Origin of the sequence: Acidovorax sp. FHTAMBA (assembly GCF_038958875.1) — a bacterium.
Lineage (GTDB): Bacteria > Pseudomonadota > Gammaproteobacteria > Burkholderiales > Burkholderiaceae_C > Acidovorax.
The window spans coordinates 2,192,617-2,219,055 of record NZ_CP152407.1 but is presented as its reverse complement, the minus strand read 5'-3'; the positions used below and the strand labels follow the sequence as shown (position 1 = coordinate 2,219,055).

The 26,439-nt window shown below is 66.3% G+C and carries 27 protein-coding genes and 1 tRNA gene; 16 read left to right on the top strand and 12 right to left on the bottom strand.

Translation table 11 applies throughout. From position 1 onward, the window contains the following. Window position 1: 1 nt before the first annotated feature. The 6 genes from AAFF19_RS10435 to AAFF19_RS10410 are packed head-to-tail and all read left to right on the top strand — an operon-like array spanning window position 2 to window position 6,327. Complete coding sequence (locus AAFF19_RS10435; RefSeq protein WP_182119100.1) at window positions 2–1,384, top strand: copper oxidase; 1,383 nt, start codon at window positions 2–4, stop codon at window positions 1,382–1,384. A 21-nt stretch (window positions 1,385–1,405) separates the two neighbouring features. Continuing rightward, window positions 1,406–1,903, top strand: a complete 498-nt coding sequence (locus tag AAFF19_RS10430; protein ID WP_034695072.1) for a cupredoxin family protein — start codon at window positions 1,406–1,408, stop codon at window positions 1,901–1,903. 14 nt (window positions 1,904–1,917) lie between these two features. Continuing rightward, on the top strand, window positions 1,918–2,457 hold the full coding sequence (locus tag AAFF19_RS10425) for a DUF411 domain-containing protein (RefSeq protein ID WP_008906118.1): 540 nt from the start codon (window positions 1,918–1,920) through the stop codon (window positions 2,455–2,457). Further along, window positions 2,454–2,837 (top strand): copper-binding protein, encoded by a 384-nt coding sequence (locus tag AAFF19_RS10420; protein WP_182119099.1) that lies wholly within the window; start codon window positions 2,454–2,456, stop codon window positions 2,835–2,837. The genes AAFF19_RS10425 and AAFF19_RS10420 overlap by 4 nt, the downstream gene beginning before the upstream one ends. A gap of 42 nt (window positions 2,838–2,879) precedes the next feature. After that, window positions 2,880–5,279: a copper-translocating P-type ATPase gene (locus AAFF19_RS10415; protein ID WP_342721771.1), complete on the top strand. Its 2,400-nt coding sequence runs from the start codon at window positions 2,880–2,882 to the stop codon at window positions 5,277–5,279. 43 nt (window positions 5,280–5,322) lie between these two features. Beyond that, entirely contained in the window at window positions 5,323–6,327 is a 1,005-nt protein-coding gene (locus AAFF19_RS10410) for a P1 family peptidase (RefSeq protein ID WP_342721770.1), read from the top strand. Window positions 6,328–6,472: 145 nt separating this feature from the next. Here the strand turns inward: AAFF19_RS10410 and AAFF19_RS10405 are convergent. From AAFF19_RS10405 to AAFF19_RS10395, 3 genes are all read right to left on the bottom strand, one after another. Further along, window positions 6,473–6,549 (bottom strand) — tRNA-Val (locus AAFF19_RS10405). Between the two features lie 108 nt (window positions 6,550–6,657). Beyond that, on the bottom strand, window positions 6,658–8,871 hold the full coding sequence (locus AAFF19_RS10400; RefSeq protein WP_342721769.1) for a bifunctional (p)ppGpp synthetase/guanosine-3',5'-bis(diphosphate) 3'-pyrophosphohydrolase: 2,214 nt from the start codon (window positions 8,869–8,871) through the stop codon (window positions 6,658–6,660). After that, window positions 8,868–9,827 (bottom strand): alpha/beta hydrolase, encoded by a 960-nt coding sequence (locus tag AAFF19_RS10395; protein ID WP_342721768.1) that lies wholly within the window; start codon window positions 9,825–9,827, stop codon window positions 8,868–8,870. The genes AAFF19_RS10400 and AAFF19_RS10395 overlap by 4 nt, the downstream gene beginning before the upstream one ends. Window positions 9,828–9,942: 115 nt before the next feature. Between AAFF19_RS10395 and AAFF19_RS10390 the strand changes: the two genes are divergently transcribed. After that, the gene (locus AAFF19_RS10390) at window positions 9,943–10,725 is read left to right on the top strand and encodes a 3-hydroxybutyrate dehydrogenase (protein WP_008906123.1); all 783 of its coding nucleotides are present in this window, start codon (window positions 9,943–9,945) and stop codon (window positions 10,723–10,725) included. Between the two features lie 110 nt (window positions 10,726–10,835). On the opposite strand, the gene AAFF19_RS10385 is transcribed toward AAFF19_RS10390, so the two are convergent. Continuing rightward, window positions 10,836–11,549, bottom strand: a complete 714-nt coding sequence (locus AAFF19_RS10385; RefSeq protein WP_182119094.1) for an SIMPL domain-containing protein — start codon at window positions 11,547–11,549, stop codon at window positions 10,836–10,838. A gap of 217 nt (window positions 11,550–11,766) precedes the next feature. On the opposite strand from AAFF19_RS10385, the gene ompR reads away from it, so the two are divergent. Together ompR and AAFF19_RS10375 are read left to right on the top strand one after the other, a co-directional pair. Next, window positions 11,767–12,498 carry a two-component system response regulator OmpR gene (gene ompR, locus AAFF19_RS10380; RefSeq protein WP_008906125.1) on the top strand — a complete coding sequence of 244 codons (732 nt, stop codon included), beginning with the start codon at window positions 11,767–11,769 and terminating at the stop codon, window positions 12,496–12,498. 10 nt (window positions 12,499–12,508) lie between these two features. After that, window positions 12,509–14,047 (top strand): ATP-binding protein, encoded by a 1,539-nt coding sequence (locus AAFF19_RS10375; protein ID WP_246330815.1) that lies wholly within the window; start codon window positions 12,509–12,511, stop codon window positions 14,045–14,047. Between the two features lie 51 nt (window positions 14,048–14,098). On the opposite strand, the gene ispF is transcribed toward AAFF19_RS10375, so the two are convergent. Continuing rightward, window positions 14,099–14,578 (bottom strand): 2-C-methyl-D-erythritol 2,4-cyclodiphosphate synthase, encoded by a 480-nt coding sequence (gene ispF, locus AAFF19_RS10370; protein ID WP_182119093.1) that lies wholly within the window; start codon window positions 14,576–14,578, stop codon window positions 14,099–14,101. 101 nt (window positions 14,579–14,679) lie between these two features. Then, window positions 14,680–15,576 (bottom strand): 2-C-methyl-D-erythritol 4-phosphate cytidylyltransferase, encoded by an 897-nt coding sequence (locus AAFF19_RS10365; protein WP_182119092.1) that lies wholly within the window; start codon window positions 15,574–15,576, stop codon window positions 14,680–14,682. A gap of 97 nt (window positions 15,577–15,673) precedes the next feature. On the opposite strand from AAFF19_RS10365, the gene mfd reads away from it, so the two are divergent. From mfd to AAFF19_RS10345, 4 genes are all read left to right on the top strand, one after another. Next, on the top strand, window positions 15,674–19,150 hold the full coding sequence (gene mfd, locus AAFF19_RS10360; RefSeq protein WP_182119091.1) for a transcription-repair coupling factor: 3,477 nt from the start codon (window positions 15,674–15,676) through the stop codon (window positions 19,148–19,150). A 68-nt stretch (window positions 19,151–19,218) separates the two neighbouring features. Next, a complete protein-coding gene (locus tag AAFF19_RS10355) occupies window positions 19,219–19,878 on the top strand; it encodes a hypothetical protein (protein WP_342721767.1) in 660 nt (219 codons plus the stop codon). A 100-nt stretch (window positions 19,879–19,978) separates the two neighbouring features. Further along, window positions 19,979–20,692 carry a phosphoserine phosphatase SerB gene (gene serB, locus AAFF19_RS10350; RefSeq protein WP_342721766.1) on the top strand — a complete coding sequence of 238 codons (714 nt, stop codon included), beginning with the start codon at window positions 19,979–19,981 and terminating at the stop codon, window positions 20,690–20,692. 26 nt (window positions 20,693–20,718) lie between these two features. Further along, window positions 20,719–21,315 carry a protein disulfide oxidoreductase gene (locus AAFF19_RS10345; protein ID WP_008906132.1) on the top strand — a complete coding sequence of 199 codons (597 nt, stop codon included), beginning with the start codon at window positions 20,719–20,721 and terminating at the stop codon, window positions 21,313–21,315. Between the two features lie 37 nt (window positions 21,316–21,352). Here AAFF19_RS10345 and AAFF19_RS10340 read toward each other — a convergent pair whose 3' ends face one another. Next, window positions 21,353–21,880 (bottom strand): Rrf2 family transcriptional regulator, encoded by a 528-nt coding sequence (locus tag AAFF19_RS10340; protein ID WP_008906133.1) that lies wholly within the window; start codon window positions 21,878–21,880, stop codon window positions 21,353–21,355. 92 nt (window positions 21,881–21,972) lie between these two features. On the opposite strand from AAFF19_RS10340, the gene ytfE reads away from it, so the two are divergent. Next, window positions 21,973–22,710 (top strand): iron-sulfur cluster repair protein YtfE, encoded by a 738-nt coding sequence (ytfE, locus tag AAFF19_RS10335; RefSeq protein ID WP_342721765.1) that lies wholly within the window; start codon window positions 21,973–21,975, stop codon window positions 22,708–22,710. A 15-nt stretch (window positions 22,711–22,725) separates the two neighbouring features. Beyond that, window positions 22,726–23,172, top strand: a complete 447-nt coding sequence (locus AAFF19_RS10330; RefSeq protein WP_342721764.1) for a group III truncated hemoglobin — start codon at window positions 22,726–22,728, stop codon at window positions 23,170–23,172. 31 nt (window positions 23,173–23,203) lie between these two features. Here AAFF19_RS10330 and AAFF19_RS10325 read toward each other — a convergent pair whose 3' ends face one another. The 4 genes from AAFF19_RS10325 to AAFF19_RS10310 form a co-directional block, all read right to left on the bottom strand. Beyond that, on the bottom strand, window positions 23,204–23,377 hold the full coding sequence (locus AAFF19_RS10325) for a DUF5668 domain-containing protein (RefSeq protein ID WP_008906136.1): 174 nt from the start codon (window positions 23,375–23,377) through the stop codon (window positions 23,204–23,206). A 97-nt stretch (window positions 23,378–23,474) separates the two neighbouring features. Next, window positions 23,475–23,687, bottom strand: coding sequence for a DUF3820 family protein (locus tag AAFF19_RS10320; protein WP_008906137.1), 213 nt, complete (start codon window positions 23,685–23,687; stop codon window positions 23,475–23,477). Window positions 23,688–23,697: 10 nt separating this feature from the next. After that, window positions 23,698–24,060, bottom strand: coding sequence for a translation initiation factor Sui1 (locus AAFF19_RS10315; RefSeq protein ID WP_342721763.1), 363 nt, complete (start codon window positions 24,058–24,060; stop codon window positions 23,698–23,700). Beyond that, window positions 24,057–24,524 carry a DUF2721 domain-containing protein gene (locus AAFF19_RS10310; protein ID WP_182119083.1) on the bottom strand — a complete coding sequence of 156 codons (468 nt, stop codon included), beginning with the start codon at window positions 24,522–24,524 and terminating at the stop codon, window positions 24,057–24,059. The genes AAFF19_RS10315 and AAFF19_RS10310 overlap by 4 nt, the downstream gene beginning before the upstream one ends. 185 nt (window positions 24,525–24,709) lie before the next feature. Between AAFF19_RS10310 and AAFF19_RS10305 the strand changes: the two genes are divergently transcribed. Next, window positions 24,710–25,993: a DEAD/DEAH box helicase gene (locus AAFF19_RS10305; RefSeq protein WP_342721762.1), complete on the top strand. Its 1,284-nt coding sequence runs from the start codon at window positions 24,710–24,712 to the stop codon at window positions 25,991–25,993. A 35-nt stretch (window positions 25,994–26,028) separates the two neighbouring features. On the opposite strand, the gene AAFF19_RS10300 is transcribed toward AAFF19_RS10305, so the two are convergent. After that, a complete protein-coding gene (locus AAFF19_RS10300; RefSeq protein WP_008906141.1) occupies window positions 26,029–26,364 on the bottom strand; it encodes a DUF6172 family protein in 336 nt (111 codons plus the stop codon). Window positions 26,365–26,439 lie beyond the last annotated feature (75 nt).

Here is a 26,439-nt window from a genome sequence, read left to right as displayed (position 1 = left end):
CATGAACCGCCGCAATTTCTTTTCCGGCGCCGCCACCGCCGTGGCTGCCGCCTCCGTCAGCCGCGTGGCCCTGGCCGCTCTGCCCGAGCCCGCCACACAGGCCAGCGCCGACACCGCGCCGCCCCTGCACCCGCCGACGGGCCGCCCCTATAACCCAGTGGTCACCCTTAACGGCTGGACCGCCCCGTGGCGCATGAACGCCGGCGTCAAGGAGTTCCACCTGGTCGCCGAGCCCGTGGTGCGCGAGGTGGCGCCCGGCTTCATGGTCAATATGTGGGGGTACAACGGCCAGAGCCCCGGCCCCACGATCGAGGTGGTCGAAGGTGACCGCGTGCGCATCTTCGTCACCAACCGCCTGCCCGAGCACACCACCATCCACTGGCACGGCCAGCGTCTGCCCAATGGCATGGACGGTGTGGGCGGGCTCAACCAGCCAGCGATTCCTGCGGGAAAAACCTTTGTTTACGAGTTCGAGGCACGCCGGCCGGGCACCTTCATGTACCACCCGCATGCCGATGAAATGGTGCAGATGGCCATGGGCATGATGGGCTTGTGGATCACCCACCCGAAAGGGCAGCATCCGCAGATTGCCAAGGTGCAGCGCGACTACGCCTTTCTGCTGAACGCCTTTGATGTGGAACCCGGCAGCATGACCCCCAAGGTCAACACCATGCTGGACCACAACATCTGGTGCTGGAACAGCCGCGTCTTCCCCGCCATCAGCCCGCTGGTGGCGCGGCAGGGCGACCGGGTGCGCATCCGCGTGGGCAACCTCACCATGACGAACCACCCCATCCACATCCACGGACACGAATTCGAGGTGACCGGCACCGACGGCGGCCCCGTGCCCAAAAGCGCCCGCTGGCCCGAGGTGACCACCGATGTCGCCGTGGGCCAGATGCGGCAGATCGATTTCATTGCCGACGAGCTGGGCGACTGGGCCCTGCACTGCCACAAGAGCCACCACACCATGGGTGCCATGGGGCACGACGTGCCCACCATGATCGGCGTGGACCACCGGGGCCTGGTGGGCAAGATCCAAAAGATCGTGCCCGACTACATGGTGATGGGCGAGCGCGGCATGGCCGACATGGGTGCCATGGAAATGCCGCTGCCCGACAACACCTTCCCCATGATGACCGGCACCGGACAGTTCGGCCCGGTGGAGATGGGCGGCATGTTCACCTCATTCAAGGTACGGGCCGACCAGCCAGCGGGCGACTACCGCGACCCGGGCGACTTCAAGCACCCTGCAGGCACCGTGGCTTACGAATGGCAGGGCACCCCCGCCGCCACCCCACGCCCTGCGCGCACCGACGCCCCTGGCACGGCACCCGGCGCTGCCAACGCACGCAAACCCCCCACCAGCGGCCACCAGCACTAACCTTTCCCATCAGGACACACCATGAACACTATTAAATTGATAGCTGCTTGCGCTTTATGTATAAGCGCCAGCACCTCTTTTGGCCATGAAAACGCTCATCACACCCCGTCGAACAGCCCGGTGGTCAAGGAGCAAAAGGACTGGGGCATCGCGGGCGACGCCAAGGCTGTGCGCCGCACCATCACCCTGCGCATGACCGACGACATGCGCTTTGCGCCGAACCACATCGAAGTGCGCGAGGGCGACACCGTGCGGCTGCGCGCCGAGAACCGCGGCAAGGTGCTGCACGAGATCGTGATCGGCACCAAGGCCGAGCTGGACGCCCACGCCGAAATGATGAAAAAGCACCCCGGCATGGAACACGACGAGCCCTACATGGCCCATGTGGCGGCGGGCAAGACCGGCGATATCGTGTGGCACTTCAACCGCGCCGGGAGCTTTGACTTTGCCTGCCTGATCGCCGGCCACTATCAGGCTGGCATGACCGGCACCATCACCGTGCTGCCCCGCACCAAGTAACGCCAGGAGAAACCATGACCACCGTACACCAACATCGCCGCGCATCCGCCGCAGCCAGCCCTGCACGCCGCCAATGGCTCGCCACGGCACTACCCTTGCTGGCTGCGGGCGCGGCCATCACCCTGCTGCCCGGCGCGTCCCGCGCAACACCCAAAACGCCCACACCGCTGGAAGTGTGGAAAGACCCCAACTGCGGCTGCTGCCAGGACTGGGTGGACCACATGCAGGCCAACGGCTTTGCCGTGAAGGTGCACGAAACCGGCAACAACGCCGTGCGTGCCCGCCTGGGTCTGCCGCAAAAGCTCGGCTCGTGCCACACCGCCCTCGTTGGCGGCTATGTGGTGGAAGGCCATGTGCCTGCCAGTGACGTGCGCGCCCTTCTGCAGCAAAAACCCAAAGCCCTGGGCCTTGCGGTGCCCGGCATGCCCGTGGGCTCGCCCGGCATGGACGGCGCGGTGTACGGCAACCGCCGCGACCCCTACGATGTGCTGCTGGTCGCCCGCGACGGCACCACCCGCGTTTTCAACAGCTACAACCCAAAGGCCCCGTCATGAAACCACTCGCCCACTCCACAGCTGCCCTGTTACTGGCCTGCGCGCTGGGTCCAGCCCTGGCGCAGGCCCCCGCCCCGGCGGACGGCCATGACAGCCACCACCCTGCTGCCGCTCCGGCCGCACAGGGAGCCACTGACAATCCATCGGCGGACCAGAGCGAGCTGAGCGAAGGCGAAATCACCCGCTGGGACCCGCGCACACTCAAGGTCACGCTGCGCCACGGCGAAATCAAGAACCTGGACATGCCGCCCATGACCATGGTGTTCCGCGTGAACGACGCCAGCATGCTCGCGCCCTTCCAGCCGGGCGACAAGGTGCGTTTCCGGGTGGAGCGGCGAAGTACGGGGTACTTCATTACCCGCATCGAAGCCGCGCGCTGACCACCCACACCTTTACGTGTGCACCCCGCCAGAAAGGCCCGCATGAACCCGCCCGATATCCCCACGCCCGGCCACCCGCAGGGCCCTGCGCGCGACGGCCCCCGTGCGAAGCACACATCGGCGCAGGCCCCAGCGGCCCCTGGCACCCTCTACACCTGCCCCATGCACCCCGAGGTGCGGCAAGACCATCCCGGCAGTTGCCCCAAGTGCCACATGACGCTGCAGCCCGAAGGCAGCGGGCACGGGCACGAACATGTGCATCAACATGGTCGGGCTCAAACCCCGCCTGGGCCCGGGCATTTATCTGCAGCGCCACCCGTCAGCGCGCCCGCAGGCGGCGGCACGGTCTACACCTGCCCCATGCACCCCGAGATCCGGCAGGACCACCCCGGCAATTGCCCCAAGTGCGGCATGTCGCTGGAGCCGCTCATCCCCGAACTGACGGAGGAAGCGAATCCCGAGCTGGTGGACTTTCAGCGCCGCTTCTGGTGGACGCTGCCGCTCACCGTGGTGGTCACCTTCCTGGCGATGTTCGGCCACCAGCTGGGCTGGTTCGACATGGCCGTGCAAAGCTGGATCGAGCTGGTGCTTACGCTGCCGATTGCGCTGTGGGCGGGCTGGCCGTTTCTGGTGCGCGGCGTGCAGTCGGTGGTGAACCGCAGCCCCAACATGTGGACGCTGATCGGCCTGGGCACCAGCGCCGCCTTTGCCTACAGCGTGGTGGCCACCGTGGCGCCGCAGGTGTTCCCCGACTCGTTCATTTCCATGGGGCGGGTAGCGGTGTACTTTGAAGCGGCGGCGGTGATCATCTCGCTGACCTTGCTGGGGCAGATTCTGGAGTTGAAGGCGCGCTCGCAGACCTCTGCCGCCATCAAATCGCTGCTCGGCCTGGCGCCCAAGACGGCGCGACGCATCGCGCCCGATGGCACCGAAGAAGACATTCCCCTGGCCCATGTGCATGTGGGCGACCGGCTGCGCGTGCGCCCCGGCGAGAAGGTGCCGGTGGACGGTGTGGTCGAGGAAGGCAGCAGCGCGCTCGACGAATCCATGCTGACCGGCGAGCCGCTGCCGGTGACCAAGCGCGTGGGCGACAAGCTCATCGGCGCCACGCTCAACACCAGCGGCGCGCTGGTCATGCGCTCGGAGCATGTGGGCGCGGCCACGGTGCTGTCGCAGATCGTGCAGATGGTGGCGCAGGCCCAGCGCTCGCGCGCGCCCATGCAGCGCATGGCCGACACCGTGGCCGGCTATTTTGTGATGGCAGTGGTGGCGGCGGCGCTGCTCACCTTCTTTGGCTGGGGACTGTTCGGCCCGCAGCCGAGCTGGGTCTATGGCCTGATCAACGCCGTGGCGGTGCTCATCATCGCCTGCCCCTGTGCGCTGGGCCTGGCCACGCCCATGTCCATCATGGTTGCCACCGGGCGCGGCGCCACCCACGGTGTGCTGTTTCGCGACGCGGCGGCCATCGAGAATCTGCGCAAGATCGACACCCTCATCGTGGACAAGACCGGAACCCTCACCGAGGGCCGCCCGGCCTTCGAGCGCGCAGTGGCCGCAGCCGGTTTTGTCGAAGACGACGTACTGCGCCTGGCCGCCAGCCTGGACCAGGGCAGCGAGCACCCGCTGGCGGCGGCCATCGTCAAGGCGGCGCACGAACGCGGCTTGCCGTTGACCGAGCCCGAGCAGTTCGACTCCGCTTCCGGCATCGGGGTGCGCGGCATCGTCGCCGGGCAGGCACTGGCGTTGGGCAACACGGTGCTGATGCAGCAAAGCGGCGTGGATGTGGCACCGCTGGCCACCCAGGCCGAGGCCTTGCGCAGCCAGGGCGCCAGCGTGATGCACCTGGCGGTGAACAGGCGGCTGGCCGGCCTGCTGGCGGTGTCCGACCCCGTCAAGGCCAGCACACCCGAAGCCCTGTCCACCCTGCGCGCCGCCGGCCTGCGCGTGGTGATGGCCACCGGCGACGGGCTGACCACGGCGCGCGCTGTGGGCGAGCGGCTGGGCATTAATGAGGTGCATGGCGAGGTCAAACCCGCCGACAAGCTGGCGCTCGTCGAGCGCCTGCAAAAGGAGGGCCGCACCGTGGCCATGGCGGGCGACGGCATCAACGACGCACCGGCGCTGGCGCGTGCCGATGTGGGCATTGCCATGGGCACCGGCACCGACGTCGCCATGAACAGCGCGCAACTCACCCTCGTCAAGGGCGATCTGCGCGGCATTGCCACGGCACGCGCTCTGTCGGTGGCCACCGTGGCCAACATGAAGCAGAACCTGCTCTTCGCTTTTGTCTACAACGCCCTCGGTATCCCGGTGGCCGCGGGCCTGCTGTACCCGTACACCGGCTGGCTGCTGTCACCCATGATTGCGGCGCTGGCCATGAGCCTGAGCTCGGTCTCGGTGATCAGCAACGCGCTGCGGCTGCGCCGGGCGAAGATCCTCTGATCCCACGAAGAAGGGGGTGGCGCCGGGCACCATAATCATCGCCATGAACGCACGCATTCCCGCCAGCGACGCTGGCAGCATCACCCGCGTGGCCGGCATCGAGGTAGGCCACTTCACCGACACGCGCCGCCCCACGGGCTGCACTGTGATCATGGCGCGCGAAGGTGCCGTGGGCGGCGTCGATGTCCGCGGCGCAGCGCCCGGAACGCGCGAGACAGATCTGCTCGACCCGTGCAACCTGGTCGAAAAGGTGCACGCCATCGTGCTGGCCGGCGGCAGCGCCTGGGGGCTGGAGGCCGCCACCGGCGCCGTGCGCTGGCTGGAGGAACGCGGCGTGGGCTTCGACGTGGCCGTGGGCCGACTGCCCATCGTGCCCGCCGCCGTGCTGTTTGACCTGCTGGTGGGCGACATGCGCATCCGCCCGGATGCCGCTGCCGGCTATGCCGCCTGCGATGCCGCATCTGCGACAGATCCTGCAGAAGGCAACGTGGGCGCAGGAACAGGCGCCGCCGTAGGCAAGATCTTTGGAATGCAGCGCGCCATGAAAGGCGGCATCGGCACCGCATCGGTGACGGTAGAGGGAGTCACGGTGGGCGCCCTCATCGCCTGCAATGCTCTGGGAGATGTGGTGGACCCCGACACTGCCCAGGTGATCGCCGGTGCGCGCACCGATGACGGCCTGCGGCTGCGCGACACCCGCCGCGCCCTGCTGCGGGGCGAGGCCCCCCAACCACTCCTGGCAGGCACCAACACCACCATCGGGGTGGTGGCCACGGATGCCGTGATCACCAAGGTGCAGGCCCACCGGCTGGCGGTATCCGCCCACGACGGCCTGGCGCGCAGCATCAACCCGGTGCACACCATGTCCGACGGCGACACGCTTTTCAGCCTGGGAACCGGCCGGGCCGGCAAGAGCGTGGGGATGATGGTCTTGGCCACCATGGCCGCCGAGGCCACGGCCATCGCCACGGCGCGCGCTGTGCGGGCGGCCCGCTCGATCACGACCGCAGAGGGTCTGCATCTGCCTTGGGCCGGGGAGCTCGGCTGAAGAAGCACGTCCCTCGAAACCCGTCGCCCAAGGGGCACAAAAACAAAAGCCACCCGCTGGGGTGGCTTGAGAGATGGCTTGCAGGCAGGTGCTTGCAGCAAGTTTTTTTGGAAACGTCTGAAGCTGGTTTCTTCGGACAAAAACTTGGTAGGCGCGATTGGACTCGAACCAACGACCCCCACCATGTCAAGGTGGTGCTCTAACCAGCTGAGCTACGCGCCTGTCGTTGTTTAGACCACGATTATAGCCATAAAAAACGGGCCCTCAGCGCAGCGCTCGACAAATCGCTCGAGGCACCGTTGCGAAGACTCCTCGCGCCCCAGGAACCGATCAGCGCCTGCGCGCCGAGCGCACTCCCTGCACCCCGGCCACGATGCCCAGCACCTTGTTCAACCGGCCCGAATCCGACACCTCCACGGTGAAGGTCATCCATGCGGTGCCTTTAACAGACTGCGTCTGCACGCCGATCACGTTGGTCTTCTCGCGGGCAAAAACTTCCGAAATATCGCGCAGCAGACCCTGGCGGTCTGCAGCCTCCACCGCCACATCCACGGGGTAGACGGCAGCAAGGGCGGAGGCCTTCGGGGCGCCCCACTCCACGTCGATCACGCGCTCTGCGTTGCGGGCCGCCATCTGGCGGAAGTTGCTGCAATCCGCCCGGTGCACGCTCACGCCCTTGCCGCGCGTGACGAATCCGCGGATCACGTCCGGCGGCGCAGGCTTGCAGCACTTGGCCAGCTGCGTCATCAGCGAGTCGATACCCACCACCAGCACGCCCCCCTTGGGCGACGATTCGTTGGTGCGCGTCTTTTTCAGCAGCAGGAAATCATCGGGCGGCACCACCGGCTCGGGCGGGCGCAGTACGGTTTCGATGTTGCGCAGCGAAAACTCGTCCTTGCCCACCACTTCAAACAGGCCGTCGGCCGACTTGAACCCCAGCTGCACCGCCAGGTCTTCCAGCTTGATGGCAGTTTTGCCTTCGCGCTGCAGCAGTTTCTCGACCGCCTCGCGCCCCCGAGCCACCGTCTCGTGCGTCGCCTGGGCGTTGAACCACGCACGCACCTTGGCCTTGGCGCGGTTGCTGGTCAGGTAGCCCAGTTCGGCATTGAGCCAGTCGCGGGAGGGGCGGCCCTCCTTCACGGTGGAAATTTCCACCGTCTGGCCGTTTTGCAGAGGCGTATTCAGCGGCACCATGGCGCCGTCCACCTTGGCGCCCCGGCACCGGTGCCCCAGGCTGGTATGCACCGCATAGGCAAAGTCCACCGGGGTGGCACCTTGCGGCAACTCAACCACGGCGGCATCGGGCGTCAGCACGTAGATGCGGTCCTCGAAGAGCCCCCGGTTGGGCACGGCGCCCGAGAGGTCGCGCTCCCACGCCAGCAGCTGGCGCAGCACGGCAATTTTGGCGTCATATTCGCCGGCGGCCGACACCCCCGCGTAGCCTTTGCTGCCAGCTTCCTTGTAGGCCCAGTGTGCAGCCACCCCATGCTCGGCGTGGTCGTGCATGGCCTGCGTGCGGATCTGGATCTCGATGGGTTTCCCATGGTCGTCGCGCACGATGGTGTGCAGCGACTGATAGCCATTGGGTTTGGGCTTGGCGATGTAATCGTCAAACTCCTCCACGATGGGCTTGAACTGCTCATGCACCCAGCTCAGCGCTGCGTAGCAATCTTTCACGCTGGGTACGACCACCCGCAAGGCGCGGATATCGAACACCTGGTCGAAATTGAGCGACTTGCCGCGCATCTTCTTGACGATGCTGTAGATGTGCTTGGGGCGGCCCTGCACGCTGGCGCTGATACTACGGGCGCGCAGGTCGGATTCAAGCCGCGCGCGCAGCTGCTCCATGTACACCTCGCGCTCGCCGCGCTTTTCGTCGAGCAGTCGGGCCACCTCCTTGTAGGTGTCTGGCTCCAGAAACCGGAAGGACAGGTCCTCCAGCTCCCACTTCACCTGCCAGATGCCCAGGCGGTTGGCCAGCGGCGCAAAGACCTGCAGGGATTCGCGCGCCAGACTGGGCGCAACGGGCAGCTTGCTGGCGGCATGAAAACGCAGGGTCTGCAGGCGCGACGCCAGGCGCAGCATCACCACGCGCAGATCGCGCGAGAAGGCGAGCAGCATCTTGCGCACGTTCTCGGTCTGCACGGCGGGATCGTCCAGGTGCTCGGCACCGCGGGCCTGCTGCTGCACGCGCATCAGCTTGGTGGTTTCTACCGCCAAGGCGGCAAAGTTCGCGCCAAAGGCCTTGGCGATCACCTCTTCGGGCTTGTTCAGATGGATGCAGGCATGCACCAGATAGCTGGCGGCCTGCATGGCCTCCGAACCGCCGATGCTCTTGAGAATGGCGGCGACGGCGTCAGCGTGGGCCAGGGTGTTCTCACCCGAATCCAGCGTTTCGCCGGCCATCAGCGGCTCCGCAAAGGCACGGGCCCGTGCCAGCGCGTTCACCTGCTCGGGCAGGGTGTGCGCGGTGGCGGCCAGCAGCTGTGGCAGTGCCTCCGCCTGGGGAGCGTGCGACGCCTGAGCGGGAGGGTGGGTTTTCATCCGGCCAGAGCACCTTCCTGCGCAAGGAGGAACTGTGTGACCGCAGCGACCTGGTCCGCCGCCACCAGCGTGGGCGCATGCCCTACGCCGTCAAATTCGACCAGGCGCGCACGCGGCCCCCGCAGGGCCATGGCCGTCGCGGTTTCGTGCGAGAGCAGATCGGACTGCGCACCGCGCAGCAGCAGCGTGCGGGCCGTGATGTGGTCATACAGCTGCCAGAGCGTGGCCTCGCCCGCCGCCGCAGACTCCTGGGTCAATGTCCTGAACGGTACAGCGATTGCCGGGTCGTAATGGAGCACCAGGCCCCCATCGGGCAGCTCACGCACCATGTGGCGCGACAGCTCCAGCCATTGCTCGGGCGTGTGCGGCCCGAAGCTGGTAGAGATCGCCCACATGGCATCGGCCGCCTGCTGCAGCGATTCAAACCGCACCGTCTGCCCCAGGTATTGCCCGATGCGCTGCAGCGCCTCCCACTGGATCACTGGCCCCACGTCGTTCAGCACCAGCCGGCGCACGGGCACGGGCGGCGGCAGCCCGGGCTGGCCCGTGACGCCCATGCCGATCAGCCCCCCCATGCTCGTGCCCACCCAATCCAAGGTGGCAATGGGTGCCTGCTGGTGGATCTGGCCGAGCAACGCCAGCATGTCGGCTGCATATTGCGGAATCTGGTAGCCCATCGGGTCGGCCAGCCAGTCGCTGCGGCCCCGCCCCACCACGTCGGGGCAGATCACGCGGGCATGCGCGCTCAGCGTTCGCGCCAGGGTGTCAAAGTCGCGCCCTTGCCGCGAGAGGCCATGCACACACACCACCACATGCGGGTGGGCCGGATTGCCCGTTGCATTCCACTCCCAGTAAGCCATGCGGTGCTGCGATGTTGCCGCCGTGGCCGCGCCTGCAGACGACGGTGGGGCCGCGGAACCAGGGCACAGTACGTAGTTCAGCGTAGGTTCATTCATGGGTGCGAAATCCTGGAGCGGCGCTTGATAATGCTTGTGAAAGTCGGCCCGCATCGCCCAGCGTGCGCGCCGACTTTTCCTTGCTTTGCATCGTAATTCATTCGGAGAGACTCCCATGCTGAAAGGCAAAACTGCCCTCGTCACCGGCTCTACCAGTGGCATTGGTCTTGGCATCGCCAAGGCGCTCGCCCGCCAGGGCGCCAATATCGTGCTCAACGGATTTGGCGATGTGGATGGCCCCCGTGCCGAAGTGCTGGCAGCGGGCGAAGCTGCTGGCGCCCAGGTGGCCTACCATGGGGCCGACATGAGCCGCGCCAGCGACATCGAGGACATGATGAAGTACAGCGCAAGCCAATTTGGCCGCGTGGACATCCTGGTGAACAACGCGGGCATCCAGCACGTGGCCAATGTGGAAGACTTTCCCGTGGAGCGCTGGGATTCCATCATTGCCATCAACCTCACCAGCGCTTTTCATACTTCGCGCCTTGCGCTGCCTGCCATGAAGGCTGCCAACTGGGGCCGCATCATCAATGTGGCGTCGGTGCACGGCCTGGTGGGCTCTGCACAGAAGTCTGCCTATGTGGCGGCCAAGCACGGCATCGTGGGGCTGACCAAGGTCACCGCCCTGGAGAACGCCACCACCGGAGTCACCTGCAACGCCATCTGCCCGGGCTGGGTGCTCACGCCGCTGGTGCAAAAGCAGGTCGATGCCAAGGCTGCGGAACGGGGCCTGTCCAACGAGGACGCCAAGAAGTTGCTGCTGGGCGAGAAAGAGCCTTCGATGCAGTTCACCACGCCGGAAGAGCTGGGCGAACTAGCCGTGTTCTTCTGCTCGCCGGCCGCCAACAATGTGCGCGGCGTAGCGTGGAACATGGATGGGGGCTGGGCCGCCCAATGAGCGCATGGCACCCTGCTGCGCTTGCAGCGCACCGGGGTCATCACACCACCCAAAAATGATAGCTACCAGCGCTTATCCAGTAAGCGCTGGCGGCTAATCTGGCTTGAAAATCAGCGCATCTGCACGGAACCCGACACGTTCACGATGACCTGGGCCTTGCCAGCCTCCACCGGCACGGCCGCGTCGGAGAACGAGCCCATCTTGGCTTCGGCTGCCATCATGCGGGGGCGTGGTCCGGGGTTCATCTCGTTGCTGTTCACCGCCACTTCCCTCAGGCTGTATTGGGTGAAGCCGAAACCCTTGGTCAGCTCGGCGGCCCGGGCCTTGAACTGTTCGATCGCCTCTGTCTGCGCCTCCGTCTCCACCTTGGCGCGCGCCTCGCGCGACAGACCAAACGCCACGTTGTTGATCGTCAGTGTCTGAATCTTGCCGGCCGTGGTCGTGATGCGTGAAAAGTCACGCCCCTCCAGCACCAGTTCGGCCCGGCCCTGCCAGCCGTTGATCTTGCCGTCCTTGCCATAGCGTGGGTAAAGTCCGAAGGGCCCCGTGCGCACGTCCATCTGCCCGGGCTGGGCGTTGCGTTTGGCTTCGGCCAGGGCCGCGTCCAGCGCCTGCTTGAGCTGGGTCTGCACAGTCGCAGCGTCGGCGGCTTCCTTGCTGGTGGCCAGATTGAGCACCAGCAAATCCTGCTGGACTTCCACCGTGCCGGAGGCCGAGAGCTGCACGACGTTGCGCGGCTCTGGCGCGGTCATGGTTTGCGAAAAAGCGGCTCCAGCGCAAGCGATCAAAGCGCTTGCAGCTATTAATTTTGTAGTATTTTTCATGGTAGTTCCGTCCTTGCTTCGGGTGCGCGAGCCCGGTTTGGGCTGTGCGGATCGTCACCATAACCGCAGTGCGACCCACCGGCCATAAAGCGTGTTCGCTGCCATCGCGAAGCTGCGCAAAACATGTAACAGTTGGTCAAACCCGAGGCCAAAACACGAACTTCGGCGTTTCAACTGGTCAGAATCGGCTCTGTTACAAATTGGACTTGGGATCAAGATGGCCACAACAACCAATCGCACCGACAAAGTTCTGGTGGTAGACGATGACGCACGGATCCGCGACCTGCTGCGCCGCTACCTCACCCAGGAAGGCTTTGAAGTGATGGTCGCTGAAGACGGCAAGGCACTGAACCGCCTGCTGCTGCGTGAGACGGTCGACATCATCGTGCTCGACCTCATGATGCCGGGCGAAGACGGGCTTTCCATCTGCCGCCGCCTGCGCGCTGCCAACGACCGCACCCCCATCATCATGCTCACCGCCAAGGGCGAGGACGTGGACCGCATCGTGGGCCTGGAAGTGGGTGCGGACGACTACCTGGGCAAACCTTTCAACCCCCGCGAGCTGCTGGCCCGCATCCACGCGGTTCTGCGCCGCCGCCCCGCACAGGAAGCACCCGGTGCCCCTTCTGGCGACAACGAGGTGGTCACTTTCGGCCCCTTCACATTCGATCTGGGTACCCGCGCACTGCAGCGCAATGGCGAAGAGTTGCCCCTGACCACCGGCGAATTCGCCATGCTCAAGGCACTGGTGCGCCACCCCCGCCAGCCGCTGTCGCGCGAGAAGCTTGCCCTGCTCGCCCGTGGCCGCGAGTTCGAGCCCTTTGACCGCAGCCTGGACGTGCAGATCTCTCGCCTGCGCAAGCTCGTAGAGGTGGATGCCGCGGCGCCGCGCTACATCCAGACGGTGTGGGGGGTGGGCTACGTGTTCGTGCCGGACGGAACGAGCTGACCCGCTACCTATGCGCAAAACCGACGGAAATCCGGGGTCGCGTTCAGCATCGTCCCGGCAGTCCGTGACCGGGCCTGCCGACGCCACCAGCCCCGCCCCCCTGGAAGCCCTGCGGCAGGCCCGCGAGCACCGTGCGCGCGTGGGGCTCAACCTTTTCTGGCGCACCTTCTTCCTGCTGGCATTGCTGCTGGTGGGGAGCATTCTGGCCTGGCTGCAGACCCTGCGTGCGCTGGAGTTCGAGCCGCGCACGCTGCACACCGCGCAGCAGATTGCCTCGCTGGTCAACCTCAGCCGCGCGGCGCTGGTGCACTCGGACGCCATCGCCCGGGTGTCGCTCATCAAGACCATGGCCGACCAGGAAGGCGTGCGCATCCTGCCGCGCGAGCCGTCCGACAAATTCGAACTGCTCCAAGGCACGGCCCTGGGCAACCGCCTGACCGACGAGCTCACCCAGCGCCTGGGGCCCGACACCATCGTGGCGCAAAACGTCAATGGCGAGACCGGCTTGTGGGTGGGTTTCAACATCAACGGAGACCCCAACTGGCTGCTGATGGACCGCTCGCGCTTCAGCCCGGCCGGGGGCCGCACATGGTTGATCTGGCTCATCACGGCAGGAGCACTGTCCCTGGCCGGAGCCGCCGCCATTGCACGACTGATCAACCGGCCACTCAAGCAGCTGTCCTATGCGGCCAACCGCGTCAAGGACGGTGACTTTGCCGCCAGCCACCTGGACGAAGAAGTGGTGACCAGTGAAATCCGCGAGGTGAACATCGGCTTCAACCGGATGGCGCAAAAGCTGGCCAAGCTGGAGCAGGATCGCGCCGTGATGCTGGCCGGCATCTCGCATGACCTGCGCACGCCACTGGCGCGCCTGCGTCTGGAAACCGAGATGAGCGTCAACGACCACGTCGCGCGCGAGCACATGGTGGCCGATATCGTTCAGCTTGACGCCACCATCGACAAGTTCCTGGATTACGCCCGCCCCGACCACGTGACACTCACGCCCGTCAACATGCACGCGGTGGTGTCATCGTGCGTGTACGCCGTGCAGGACCATCGGGAGCTGCAGATCACCATGTCGGTACCCGAGGATCTGAACGTGCTGGCCGACGAGGTGGAGCTTGCGCGCGTGATCTCCAATCTGCTCGAAAACGCGCGGCGCTACGGCAAGACCGAAGACACCGGCATCACCAGCGTCGAGATTGCCGCCAAGGGCCGCGAAAACTGGGTACTGGTCAAGCTGCGCGACCACGGTCCGGGCGTACCGCCTGAACAGCTGTCCAACCTGACCAAACCGTTTTTTCGGGGTGACTCCGCGCGCACGGCTGCGGCGGGCGCGGGCCTGGGGTTGTCCATCGTCGACAAGACGGTACAGCGCATGGGCGGCATTTTTGCGCTGGCCAACTCCAGCACCGGCGGCCTGGTGGCCCACCTGCAGCTGCAACGCGCCACCGACCTGCCAGGCGGCGCCGATCCGAAGCAACGCCTGCAGCGCCCCTCCGTCAAGCGGCAGCTGCCCCGGCGCCGCGCTGAAGACCGCGTGACCTGAAACGGGCAACGGCAGCCTGCAAGCGCACCGCAGGCTGCCGGGGCCCTGCCGTCAGCAGGCGCAGATCAGCACTGCGGCACGCGCCTCGATGGCAAGCCCCTGCCCCACCGGCCCCAGACGCTCTGCCGTCTTGGCCTTCACGTTGACCTGCCCCAGCGCAACGCCCGCCGCATGCGCAATGGCCACACGCATGCCGGGAATATGTGCTGCCAGGCGCGGCGCCTGGGCAATGACGGTGCTGTCGATGTTGCCGACCTCATAGCCCGCAGCGCGCACGCGCCGCGCAGCCTCTGCCAGCAGCACGCCCGAATCCGCGCCGCGGAAGGCGGCATCGGTATCCGGGAAATGGCTGCCAATGTCACCCAGGGCCGCGGCCCCGAGCAGCGCGTCCGTGATCGCATGCAGCAGCACATCGGCGTCCGAGTGGCCCAGCAGCCCCACGGGGTGCTCAATCTCCACACCACCTATCACCAGCCGGCGGCCGGGCACCAGGGCATGCACATCCCAGCCTTCACCAATCCTGATATTCATCCACTTGCCTTTGTGTATTTACGTGCCTTGCGGCGTTGTGTTTGCCACGCGTTCCCCCCGGTGGCCCGTGCAGCCAGCGGGTGGGCCGGGAAGGGCCGCCCCTAAAAGAGATTCTTCTTGCCTGGGGCGGTAGTCACCTGCCCCCGTTCGCCGCCAAAGCGCTCCAGCGTGGTACTGTGCGCGCGCTGCGCCAGCACTGCGGCGGCCAGCGCGAAATCGTCCGGGTAGGTAACCTTGAAATTCTGCGCCCCACCGGGTACCAGGCGGGGGTGAAAGCCCATGGCCTCCATTGCGCTGGCCTCATCGGTCACGTTGGAGCCTACCTTGACGATGGCATCCATCAGCGGGCCGATGCGGAACATCTGCGGCGTTTGCGCCAGCCATTTGTCACTGCGGTCCACCGTGGAGGCCACGCGTACTCCGCCGGGCCCGTCGATGGAGGTTTTGAGCGTGTCGGCCAGTTTGTGCGCCAACAGCCCTCCCACGCTGTCGCCCGCACACTGGTCAATGAGGGCGTTGATCTGCTCGGAGGTCACCAGGCACCGTGCCGCATCGTGAACCAGCACCCAGTCATGGGGCTGGGCGCCACGTTCCAGCAGCGCCTTGAGGCCGCCCAGCACCGTGTCGGCCCGCGTGGGGCCACCACACTCCACCACAAAATAAGCGGGATGCGCGTGGGTCTCCAGAAACCGGTCACCCGGTGCTACCGCCACCAGCGTCCCCAGCAGCCGCCCCACGCCTGCAAAGGCTGCGAGTGTGTGCAGCACCATGGGATGCCCCGCCACCAGGTGGTACTGCTTGGGTAACGGGCCTGCAGTGACCGCGGTGGGGTCCGAAAACGCCGCCACGGTGGAGGGCTGGGCGGGAGCCGCCTGCACAGCACCCGCAATGCCCGCTGCCACTGCACGCGACCCCACGCCCGCACAGGGCACCAGCGCCCAGAACCGCCCCTGGGCAGACAAAGGAACGAGCGGGGGTTGCAGCAAGGGAGCAATCATGGAGCGCTCATTCTAGAATCCTCCGTTGCCCTCCGATCCAGCCCGTGCGTGTTTCGCGCCCCTGGGGATGCGGGGGGCCACCGACGCCACCGTCCGCATGGAACTGCCCAAACTCTCCCCCGGAAAACGCTTCACCCTGCCCCGCCCCGTGGGCAGCGCCGACTCTCTGCTGCTGGCCCGCCTGGCCGAGCGCGACAGGGCCGCGGGCCGCACCACCGCCATCGTCACGGCCGACGCCACCGATGCGCAGCGCCTCATTGATGAGATGGCCTTTTTTGCGCCTGGCCTGCGTTGCGCGCTGTTCCCCGACTGGGAGACGCTGCCCTACGACAGCTTCTCGCCGCACCAGGACCTGATCAGCGAACGCCTGGCCACGCTGTGGCGCATCAGCCAGAAGGACAAGGACACCGGCGCCGACGTGGTGCTGGTGCCCGCCACCACGGCGTTGTACCGGCTGGCGCCACCGTCCTTTCTGGCGGGCTACACCTTCCACTTCAAGGTCAAGCAAAAGCTCGACGAGGCCAAGTTCAAGGCCCAGCTCACGCTGGCGGGCTACAGCCACGTCTCGCAGGTGGTAAGCCCGGGCGAGTACGCCGTGCGCGGCGGGCTGATCGACCTGTTCCCGATGGGCTCGCTGGTGCCGTTCCGCGTGGATTTGTTCGACGACGAAATCGACAGCATCCGCACGTTCGACCCCGACAGCCAGCGCAGCCTGTACCCCGTGCCCGAGGTGCGCCTGCTGCCCGGCCGCGAGTTCCCCATGGACGACGATGCGCGCGCCAAATTCCGCAGCCGCTGGCGCGAGATGCTGGAGGGCGACCCGACCAAGAGCCGCATCTACAAGGACATGGGCGCGGGCGTGGCCACGGCGGGCATCGAGTACTACCTGCCGCTGTTCTTCGACGAGACGGCCACCGTGTTCGACTACCTGGGTGGCGAGGCCACCGTGGTGTTGCACGGCGACCTGGAGCCCGCCTTCCAGCGCTTCTGGCAGGACACCAAGGACCGCTTTCGCCTGGTGCAGGGCGACCCCGAGCGCCCGGCGCTGCCGCCCGAGGCGCTGTTCCTATCGGCCGACCAGTTCTACACGCGCTCCAAGGAGCATGCGCAGCTGTCCATCCGCCCGGGTGTCGCGGACGTAGACGACAACCCGAACTTCCACAAGCTGGGCGACCTGTCGGTGGTGCGCGGCGCCGAAGACCCGCTCGCCCGCCTGCACGCCCACATCCGCAACACGCAACACCGCGTGCTGCTGCTGGCCGAGAGCGATGGCCGGCGCGAGAGCCTGCTTGATTTTCTGCGCGCCAGCGGGGTGAACCCGCCGGCCTTCGACTCGCTGGCCGAGTTCCAGGGCACGGCCGACGAAAAGGTGGGCATCGCCACCGCAGGGCTCACGGTGGGCTTCAGCTGGATCGAGGACGGCATCGACTTCGTCACCGAGACCGAGCTGTTTGCCGCCGGCCCCACCACGCGCCGGCGCAAGAAGCAGGAGCAGGTGAGCGACGTCGAGGCGCTGATCAAGGACCTGGCCGAGCTGACCCTGGGCGACCCCGTGGTGCACAGCCAGCATGGCATCGGCCGCTACCGGGGCCTCGTCAACATGGATGTGGGCAACAAGAACCCCGACGGCACGCCCGCCATGCAGGAGTTTCTGCACCTCGAATACGCCAACAAGGCCGTGCTGTATGTGCCTGTGAGCCAGCTGCAGCTCATCAGCCGCTACACCGGCGTCTCCGCCGACGAGGCGCCGCTGCACAAGCTGGGCAGCGGCCAGTGGGAAAAGGCCAAGCGCAAGGCCGCCGAGCAGGTGCGCGACAGCGCGGCCGAGCTGCTCAACATCTACGCCCGCCGCGCGCTACGCCAGGGCCATGCCTTCCGCTACAGCCCGCAAGACTACGAGACCTTTGCCAACGACTTCGGCTTTGAGGAAACGGCCGACCAGAACGCCGCCATCCATGCGGTGATCCAGGACATGATTTCGCCCCGCCCCATGGACCGACTGGTCTGTGGAGACGTGGGTTTCGGCAAGACAGAGGTGGCGCTGCGCGCCGCCTTCGTGGCTGTGACGGGCGGCAAGCAGGTGGCCTTCCTGGCACCCACAACCCTGCTGGCCGAGCAGCACTACCAGACCCTGGTGGACCGCTTCAGCAAGTGGCCGGTGAAGGTGGCCGAAGTCTCGCGCTTTCGCTCGGGCAAGGAGATCACCGCCGCCATCAAGGGCATCGGCGACGGCACGGTGGACATCGTGGTGGGCACGCACAAGCTGCTTTCCGAGTCCACCAAGTTCCACAACCTGGGCCTCCTGATCATCGACGAGGAACACCGCTTCGGCGTGCGCCACAAGGAGCAGATGAAGGCCCTGCGCGCCGAGGTGGACGTGCTCACCCTCACCGCCACGCCCATCCCGCGCACGCTCGGCATGGCGCTCGAAGGGCTGCGCGACCTCTCGGTCATCGCCACCGCGCCGCAGCGGCGCCTGGCGATCAAGACCTTTGTGCGCAACGAGGGCACGGGCGTGATCCGCGAGGCGGTGCTGCGCGAACTCAAGCGCGGCGGGCAGGTCTACTTTTTGCACAACGAGGTGGAGACCATCGAGAACCGCCGCCAGAAGCTCGAAGAGATCCTGCCCGAGGCCCGCATTGCCGTGGCCCACGGCCAGATGCCCGAACGCGAACTGGAGCGCGTGATGCGCGACTTCGTGGCCCAGCGCTACAACATCCTGCTGTGCTCGACCATCATCGAGACCGGCATCGACGTGCCCACGGCCAACACCATCATCATGAGCCGCGCCGACAAGTTTGGCCTGGCGCAGCTGCACCAGCTGCGCGGCCGCGTGGGCCGCAGCCACCACCAGGCCTATGCCTACCTGATGGTGCCCGACACCGAGGGCCTGACCAAGCAGGCCGCGCAGCGCCTGGACGCCATCCAGCAGATGGAAGAACTGGGCAGCGGCTTCTACCTGGCCATGCACGACCTGGAGATCCGCGGCGCGGGCGAGGTGCTGGGCGAGAACCAGAGCGGCAACATGCTCGAAGTAGGCTTCCAGCTGTACAACGAGATGCTGAGCGAGGCCGTGAAGGCGCTCAAGGCCGGCAAGGAGCCCGACCTGCTCAGCCCCCTGTCCGTCACCACCGACATCAACCTGCACGCCCCCGCCCTGCTGCCCGACGACTACTGCGGCGACGTGCATCTGCGCCTGTCGTTCTACAAGAAGCTGGCCACGGCCAAGACACCCGACCAGATCGACGGCCTGCTCGAAGAGATCGTGGACCGCTTCGGCAAGCTGCCGCCGCAGGCCCAGACGTTGATTGACGTGCACCGCCTGCGCGTACTGAGCCAGCCCTACGGCGTGGTGAAGGTGGATGCGGCGCCTGGCGTGATCAACATCACCTTCAAGCCCCAGCCGCCGATTGACCCGATGCGCATCATCGAGCTGATCCAGAAGAACAAGCACATCAAGCTGGCGGGCAACGAGAAGCTGCGCATCGAGCGCGAGCTGAAGGACCCCAAGGACCGCGCGCAGATGGTGCGCGACATCCTGCGCAACCTGGGGCAGCCACTGGTTGCCGCATGAATATCAATCAAAATGGTCTTTTGAGCTTATCCAGCATGCGCAAGCAGCTATCAATAGTGTAGTGAATCATGTGGTTTGAAGCTGCTCTTGTCCTCGTCGCTCTGGTGGCTGCGCTGGCAGCACGGCCCTGGCGCATGCTGGCCAGCGGCAAACCTCTGGCGCACGAAACCCACGGCGCGCCGTCTGCGCTGTGGACGCCGCTGCTGGCCACCCTGGTGCTGCTGCCCTGGATGTGGGCCCTGCCCACGCTGCACGCGATGCCGTTGCAACTGCAATGGTCGGGCGCCTGCCTGGTGGTGCTGATGCTGGGCTGGCCACTGGCAATCCCGGTACTTGCCGCTGTGGGCGTGGTGGCCTGCCTGGTCTCCCCTGCCATGGCCTGGCCCGATGCGCTGGGCGCCACCGTGTGGCTGGGCGTGGTGCCTGCGACGCTGGCGCTGGGCCTGGGCGCGCTGGTGCGGCGCTACACGGGCACCAAACCGTTTGTCTATGTGCTGGGCCGTGCATTTCTGGGCACGGTGGTCTGCGTGTTTGCGGCGGGCGTGCTGTCGCAGTGGAGCGGCCACCTGCTGCCCGGCGTGGGCGATGAGCTGTCGCTGGTAGCGCGCTGGCTGATGGCGTGGGGGGATGGTTTTGTCACCGGCATGCTCACGGCGATTTTTGTGGCCTTCAAGCCCGAGTGGCTGGCGACCTGGTCGGACCGGCTGTACCTGCCCCGGCCCGACTGAACCCGTGGGCAAGCCCCCGCGGCCTTTCCGTATATCGGCCAGGGGCGGGGCGATACCATTACGCGTTCTGATCCCTGCACCCACCTGCCCCATTTGTGCCATGACCCACGCCACCGAATTCGCCCCCGGCCTTGTTGTCCAGGGCATCGTTCCGCCCCTGTCCCTGTCGAGCTACAAGCTCATCGCGTTTGACATGGACTCCACCCTCATCAACATCGAGTGCGTGGACGAAATCGCCGACGCCGCAGGCCGCAAGGCAGAGGTGGCCGCCATTACCGAAGCGGCCATGCAGGGCGTGATCACCGACTACAAGGAAAGCCTGCGCCAGCGCGTGGCCCTGCTCAAGGGCGTGACGGTGCAGCACATGGAACAGGTGTTCGCCGAGCGCCTGCGCTTCAACCCCGGCGCCAAGGAGCTGATCACCGCCGCCAAGGCGGCGGGCCTGACCACGCTGCTGGTCTCGGGCGGCTTCACCTTCTTTGCCGACCGCGTCAAAACCGGGCTTGGTATCGACTTTGCGCGCTCCAACATGCTGGAAGTGCAAGATGGCCAACTCACCGGCCGCATGGTGGACCAACCTTGGGGCGACATCTGCGACGGTGCGGAAAAGCGCCGCACACTGCTGGAGGTGGCTTCGCTCATGGGCATCTCGCCCCAGCAGGCGATTGCCGTAGGCGACGGCGCCAACGACCTGCCCATGATGGGCGCGGCCGGCCTTTCGGTGGCCTACCATGCCAAGCCCGCCGTACGCGCACAGGCCAAGGTCGCCATCAACCAGGGCGGGCTCGACCGGCTGCTGGAAGTGCTGCGCTGACCCCCGCACTCCGCGACACAACCACCATGCTGAAGGCCCGCACCATCCGCGCCGTGCAGTCCCTGCGCAGGGGCTGGAAGCAGCACCTGGCCACGCTCACGCTCGCCTGGATCGCCATCGTGGCGGTGGACACCTGGCGCACCCGCGACCTGCCCCAAGGCCCTGCGCCCGATGTGGCACTGCTCATGGCCCCCACCCTGGCGGATGCCAGCGCGCCGCCGCTGCACACCACCTTGGCACAGTGGCGCGCTCTGCACCCCGGCCAGCCCGTGGCCCTGCACTTCTGGGCCGAATGGTGTTCCATTTGCAAGCTCGAAGAGCCCAGTATCGCCAGCCTGTCTGCCGACTGGCCCGTGCTGGGCGTGGCCATGCAGTCGGGCAATGCCGAACGCGTGGCCCAGGTGCAGCGCCAGCGCGGCATGGCCTGGCCCACGGCGGTGGACGCGCAGGGCACCCTGTCGCGCAGCTGGGGCGTGCGCTCCGTGCCTGCGCTGGTGGTCATCGATGCCGATGGCCAGGTGCGGTTTGCCACCTCGGGCTACACCCCCGAATGGGCCATGCGCCTGCGGCTGTGGTGGGCACACGCCATGCCGAGGTGGGGCGCCATGCTCCTGAATAAATAGCTGCTCGCGCCCACCAGTCAAGCGCTGGCGGCCAATTTCATTCGAATTCCGGTTCTGCCGCCCCCGGCTTGCGTCGCCGCGCCAGCGCACTGTTGCGCGGCAGGGCCACCGTGGGCAACACGGTGCGCGCCGCACTCCCTGCGCCCGACGCCCCGGACGACGTCACCATCAGATCCTCGAGCGTCACGCCGTCCAGCACCGCCAGAAACGCCTGCATGGCCCGCCAGAGCGCGCCTTTGAGGCGGCAATGGTTGTTCAGGCGGCACTGGTTGGTGGCAGGGTCAAAACACTCCACCAGGTTGAAATCGGTTTCGGTAGCGCGCACCACCGCACCGATGTTGATGGAAGACGCGGGCACCATGAGGCGCATACCGCCTCCGCGCCCGCGCGTGGTCTCCAGCAGGCCCTGCGCGGCAAGCTGCTGCACGATCTTCATCAGGTGGCTGCGTGAGATGCCATAGCCCTCGGCCACCTCGGTGATGGTCACTGGCTGGGCGCGACCTTGCGTTGCCGCACAGTACATCAGCACGCGCAGGGTGTAGTCGGTCCATTGGGTGAGGCGCATGGGATTTGTCGCAGGTCAAAGTGAAAGATGTACGAATATTGCATTTTATTGGATAAAATATTCACATCACATGAATCTTTATAAGGACCGCCATGAACGCCCGTATCGACACCCTGCACGCAGCCCAGCCCGCCCTCCATGCCGACCAGCAGATCGGCCAGATTGCCGTGCAGCTGCCCGGCGCGACGGCGGTGTTCCGGCGCCTGAAGCTTGATTTCTGCTGCGGCGGTCAGGTCAGCCTGGCCCACGCGGCGGCAGAAAAGGGCCTGGACGTGGATGCGGTGCTCGCAGAGCTCTCTGCCCTGCAGCGCAGCGACGCCGCGCCGCAGGCAGCCACACCCGCAGAACTCATCGACCACATCCTGGCGCGCTACCACGAGGTGCATCGCCAGCAGCTGCCCGAACTCATCCGCATGGCGCGGCGCGTGGAGGCTGTGCACCGCGACAACCCGCATGTCCCCGCAGGCCTGGCCGACCACCTGGAGGCCATGCACCAGGAGCTGCTTTCGCACATGCTCAAGGAAGAGCAGGTGCTGTTCCCCATGCTCAAGAACGGCGGTAATCCATTTGTCGGCCAGCCCATTGGCATGATGCGTGCCGAACACGTGGACCACGGCGAGGCCTTGGACAAGCTCAACGCCCTGACCAACGACGCCACACCGCCACAAGGCGCCTGCAACACCTGGCGTGCACTGTACGCTGGCGTTGCGCAGCTCGGCGATGACCTCATCAACCACATCCACCTGGAAAACAATGTGCTGTTCCCGGTGTTCGAGGCCAGCGCGGCATCATCGCAGGGCTGCGGCTCGTCCGGCTGCGGCTGCAGCTGAGGCGGAACTGCTGCCATGAGTCCACCCGACGCTGCACGCCCGAGCCACTACCCGCTTGCGCCAAGCGTGGAAAGCATCTCGCAGCTGGTACACGGGTTTTATGGCGACGTGCGCCGTGACCCCTTGCTGGGCCCGGTGTTTGAACAGGCACTGCACGGCCGATGGGATTCCCACCTGCAGCGCCTGGTGGACTTCTGGAGCACCGTGGCCCTGGGCACGCGCAGCTTCAAGGGCGACGTCTTTGGCAAGCACATGGCGCTGGAGGGCGTCACGCCCGCCCACTTTGCGGCCTGGGTGGGGCTGTGGCAGCAGCACACCAATCGCCTTTTTGCACCCGAAGTGGCGCGCGAACTGCAGGTTGCCGCGCATGGCATTGCGCGCAATCTGTTCAGGGGCTACTTCGGCAATGACCCGGCGTTTGCGCCTGCGCGCCACACACACAGCGGGCACGACGTGCCTTGATCCAAGGCCGGAACCTGGGCGCCGGGACCGCCTACTTCTTCTTCTCGCCGGGCGTGAAGAACAGCGCCAGGCCCACAGCAATCAGCGCCACCGGCCACCACACCCGCAGCAGCTCACGCAGGCTGATGCTGATCAACCCGAGGTTGGTCAGCAGAAAAAACACGCCCAAAACGACCAGGACGATCGCAGCGATATGGCCCTTCATGTGCATTCCCTCGGGGTTTGTTGTCAGACGGTGGGGGCCATTATGGTGGAGGCCGGTGTCGGGAAAAGGACGGTGAACGCAACCGCCCCCGCACCGATTAACGGCTCCGCAACGGCGTGAGCAGGTCGGACAAGCCGTTGTGGTCGATTTCGTGCATCAGTGCCAGCAATTGCCCCAGTTCGCCCTTGGGGAAACCCTCACGCGCAAACCAGTTCAGGTAGTTGCCTGGCAGGTCGGCCAGCAGCGTGCCTTTGTGCTTGCCATAGGGCATCTCGGTGGTCACCAGGCGCTGCAGCTTGTCCGCATCCATTGCCCGCCCCTCAGCCGCCCGCACGCTTGACCTTGTGGCCCAGCTTTTGCAGTGCGGCCATCACACGCTCCACGTGGTCGCCCTGCACTTCGATCACGCCGTCCTTCACCGTGCCGCCGCTGCCGCAGGTGGCCTTGAGCTGCTTGCCCAGTTGCTCCAATGCAGCCGAGTCCACCAGCACGCCCTTGACCAGGGTGACGGCCTTGCCGCCACGGCCCTTCGTTTCGCGGGACACGCGCACGATGCCGTCGCCAGTGGGCAGGGGCTTGTTCTGCCTGCAGGTGCATTGCGCCACAGGCTGGCGGCAGTCAGGGCACATGCGGCCCGGTTCGGTTGAATACACCAGCCCGCCCAGGTCCGCCAGCGATTTCATGTCGAGCCCTCCGCATCGCGCTGGAGCATGTGAAAGTTCAGCAGGCGGGTGGCCAGCAGGGTTTCGGCCAGAAAGCACACCAGGGCCAGCAAAAACGACACCACCCCTGCCAGAAACCCGGCCACGGCCAGCCGGTTGGACTGGAAGTTGGTGGTCTCTCCGAGAAACAGCAAGATGATGGTGATGCCGATCAAAAACGCACAGAACGTGAGCAAGCCAATGCACCCGTTGGCCAGCCGCCCGCGCAACCGCAAATCGCCCAGCTCCTGGTAGGCGCGGGCCACAAAATCTGGCTCGGTGTTGGCGCGGGCGCGGTCTTCCACCACGCGGGCACGGTCAATGATGCGCGCCAGCCGCCCAGCCACGGCTCCAATCATTCCGGACACGGCGGTCAGCAGAAACACCGGAGCCACCGCGAGCTGAATACCGTGGGTGATGGCTGAAGAATCGAGGGTGAGGGCCATGGCGTTGAAATGGGAACGTCGGCGAATCGCCGGTGGGGTGATTATCGGCCGCTCCACAGCAGCGCGCGGCGGCCCTCGAGCCACTGCATTCACGGCCGTTGTGCAAGTGCGGCGACAATCGCAGCTTCTTTTTGCGATTGCGCTGGCGTGCGTTCACCTGTCGGGCGCCGCCTGGCGCTGCCTCCATGCCCTTTGCCTCTCTCGGTTTGTCCCCTGCCCTTGCCCACGCTGCAGAAAAAGCGGGCTTTGTCACGCCCACCCCCATCCAGGCTGCGGCCATCCCGGCCATCCTGCAGGGCGCGGACCTGCTGGGTGCGGCGCAGACGGGGTCTGGAAAAACCGCCGCTTTTGCCCTGCCCTTGCTGCAGCAATTGCAGCTGAGCGCCACCGGGGGGCCGCGCAGGGTGCGGGCCCTGGTGCTGGTGCCTACGCGCGAGCTCGCGGCCCAGGTGGGCGAGGTGCTGCGCAGCCTGGCCCAGCACCTGCTGCAACCGCTCAAGATCGCCATCGTGTTTGGCGGCGTGTCGATCAACCCCCAGATGCTGGGCCTGCGCGGTGGCGCCGACATCGTGGTGGCCACACCCGGCCGCCTGCTGGACCTGGTGGAGCACAACGCACTGCGGCTGGGCGCCGTGGCGCATCTCGTGCTGGATGAAGCCGACCGGCTGCTGGATCTGGGCTTTGCGGAAGAACTGCAGCGTGTGCTGGCACTGCTGCCTGCGCAACGGCAGAACCTCTTTTTTTCTGCCACCTTCCCAGCGGCAGTGCAGACGCTGGCCGATGGCCTCCTGAAAAACCCCGTGCGTGTCGAGGTGCCTCACACCCCCGGCAACGAACCCGCCATCGAGCAACGCGCCATTGCGGTGGACGCCAGCCGCCGCACCCAGCTGCTGCGCCATCTGGTGAAGGAGCACAACTGGTCACGCGTGCTGGTGTTCGTGGCCACCCAGTATGCCGCCGAGCATGTGGCCGAGAAGCTCTACAAGGCCGGCATCTATGCCACGCCGTTCCACGGCGGGATCAGCCAGGGCGCGCGCAATCAGGTTTTGCAGGAGTTCAAGGACGAGCGCTGGCAGGTGGTGGTGACCACCGATCTGGCCGCGCGCGGCATCGACATTGCGCAGCTGCCGGCCGTGGTCAACTACGACCTGCCCCGTTCTGCCGTGGATTACGTGCACCGCATCGGGCGCACCGGCCGTGCGGGCGAAAGCGGCGTGGCCGTGAGTTTCGTGACGGCGGACGCGGAGGCGCACTTTCGCCTCATAGAAAAACGCCAGCACCTCGCACTGCCGCGAGAACAGATTGCAGGGTTTGAACCCACCGAGGCACCCGCGCCCGCACCGGTCACCGACCCCGAAGGCACCGGTGGCGTCAAAGGCAAACGCCCCAGCAAGAAAGACAAGTTGCGCGCGGCCGCTGCGCACGCTGCTTCCGCCGATCCCGCCGCCCACAACAAAAAAGGCTCCTGAAAGGAGCCTGTCATTGCCGGGTAAAACCGGGGCGTTCAAATTTCGTCGTCGGCCTCTTGGGTCTCGTTGCCAGCGGCCTCGCCCGGCGCCCTGGGCTTGCGCTGGGCAGCTCTGGCCAGAATTTCCACATAGAACTGCGCACCGCCCTCGGCTGCCACCTCGTTGATCAGGCCAGTCAAAGCCGACAGGTGCGCCTCCTGGGCGTCCTCCTTGGTCCGGCCAAAGCGGCAATCGAAATCCCAGAAATCGGCGCCTTCGGGTAGATCGCGGCGGCGCTCGCGCTTGATGTACTTGCGGATTTCGTGCTTGACGGCCTCCAGAACGCGGTCGCGGTTCTTGCCTTCAACGTGGAGTTGGAAAATTTTTCTCATGGGCGATGGTACCGCCTGCAGCGGCACCCACCCCACACCACCTGCGCGCACGGGCGCTGCACACCCTGCAGAGCC

Bases quoted from the DNA above. Each gene is read 5' to 3' on its own strand.
- AAFF19_RS10435 (WP_182119100.1), top strand. From the start codon at position 2: ATGAACCGCCGCAATTTCTTTTCCGGCGCCGCCACCGCCGTGGCTGCC.
- AAFF19_RS10430 (WP_034695072.1), top strand. From the start codon at position 1,406: ATGAACACTATTAAATTGATAGCTGCTTGCGCTTTATGTATAAGCGCC.
- AAFF19_RS10425 (WP_008906118.1), top strand. From the start codon at position 1,918: ATGACCACCGTACACCAACATCGCCGCGCATCCGCCGCAGCCAGCCCT.
- AAFF19_RS10420 (WP_182119099.1), top strand. From the start codon at position 2,454: ATGAAACCACTCGCCCACTCCACAGCTGCCCTGTTACTGGCCTGCGCG.
- AAFF19_RS10415 (WP_342721771.1), top strand. From the start codon at position 2,880: ATGAACCCGCCCGATATCCCCACGCCCGGCCACCCGCAGGGCCCTGCG.
- AAFF19_RS10410 (WP_342721770.1), top strand. From the start codon at position 5,323: ATGAACGCACGCATTCCCGCCAGCGACGCTGGCAGCATCACCCGCGTG.
- AAFF19_RS10400 (WP_342721769.1), bottom strand. From the start codon at position 8,871: ATGAAAACCCACCCTCCCGCTCAGGCGTCGCACGCTCCCCAGGCGGAG.
- AAFF19_RS10395 (WP_342721768.1), bottom strand. From the start codon at position 9,827: ATGAATGAACCTACGCTGAACTACGTACTGTGCCCTGGTTCCGCGGCC.
- AAFF19_RS10390 (WP_008906123.1), top strand. From the start codon at position 9,943: ATGCTGAAAGGCAAAACTGCCCTCGTCACCGGCTCTACCAGTGGCATT.
- AAFF19_RS10385 (WP_182119094.1), bottom strand. From the start codon at position 11,549: ATGAAAAATACTACAAAATTAATAGCTGCAAGCGCTTTGATCGCTTGC.
- ompR (WP_008906125.1), top strand. From the start codon at position 11,767: ATGGCCACAACAACCAATCGCACCGACAAAGTTCTGGTGGTAGACGAT.
- AAFF19_RS10375 (WP_246330815.1), top strand. From the start codon at position 12,509: ATGCGCAAAACCGACGGAAATCCGGGGTCGCGTTCAGCATCGTCCCGG.
- ispF (WP_182119093.1), bottom strand. From the start codon at position 14,578: ATGAATATCAGGATTGGTGAAGGCTGGGATGTGCATGCCCTGGTGCCC.
- AAFF19_RS10365 (WP_182119092.1), bottom strand. From the start codon at position 15,576: ATGATTGCTCCCTTGCTGCAACCCCCGCTCGTTCCTTTGTCTGCCCAG.
- mfd (WP_182119091.1), top strand. From the start codon at position 15,674: ATGGAACTGCCCAAACTCTCCCCCGGAAAACGCTTCACCCTGCCCCGC.
- AAFF19_RS10355 (WP_342721767.1), top strand. From the start codon at position 19,219: ATGTGGTTTGAAGCTGCTCTTGTCCTCGTCGCTCTGGTGGCTGCGCTG.
- serB (WP_342721766.1), top strand. From the start codon at position 19,979: ATGACCCACGCCACCGAATTCGCCCCCGGCCTTGTTGTCCAGGGCATC.
- AAFF19_RS10345 (WP_008906132.1), top strand. From the start codon at position 20,719: ATGCTGAAGGCCCGCACCATCCGCGCCGTGCAGTCCCTGCGCAGGGGC.
- AAFF19_RS10340 (WP_008906133.1), bottom strand. From the start codon at position 21,880: ATGCGCCTCACCCAATGGACCGACTACACCCTGCGCGTGCTGATGTAC.
- ytfE (WP_342721765.1), top strand. From the start codon at position 21,973: ATGAACGCCCGTATCGACACCCTGCACGCAGCCCAGCCCGCCCTCCAT.
- AAFF19_RS10330 (WP_342721764.1), top strand. From the start codon at position 22,726: ATGAGTCCACCCGACGCTGCACGCCCGAGCCACTACCCGCTTGCGCCA.
- AAFF19_RS10325 (WP_008906136.1), bottom strand. From the start codon at position 23,377: ATGAAGGGCCATATCGCTGCGATCGTCCTGGTCGTTTTGGGCGTGTTT.
- AAFF19_RS10320 (WP_008906137.1), bottom strand. From the start codon at position 23,687: ATGGATGCGGACAAGCTGCAGCGCCTGGTGACCACCGAGATGCCCTAT.
- AAFF19_RS10315 (WP_342721763.1), bottom strand. From the start codon at position 24,060: ATGAAATCGCTGGCGGACCTGGGCGGGCTGGTGTATTCAACCGAACCG.
- AAFF19_RS10310 (WP_182119083.1), bottom strand. From the start codon at position 24,524: ATGGCCCTCACCCTCGATTCTTCAGCCATCACCCACGGTATTCAGCTC.
- AAFF19_RS10305 (WP_342721762.1), top strand. From the start codon at position 24,710: ATGCCCTTTGCCTCTCTCGGTTTGTCCCCTGCCCTTGCCCACGCTGCA.
- AAFF19_RS10300 (WP_008906141.1), bottom strand. From the start codon at position 26,364: ATGAGAAAAATTTTCCAACTCCACGTTGAAGGCAAGAACCGCGACCGC.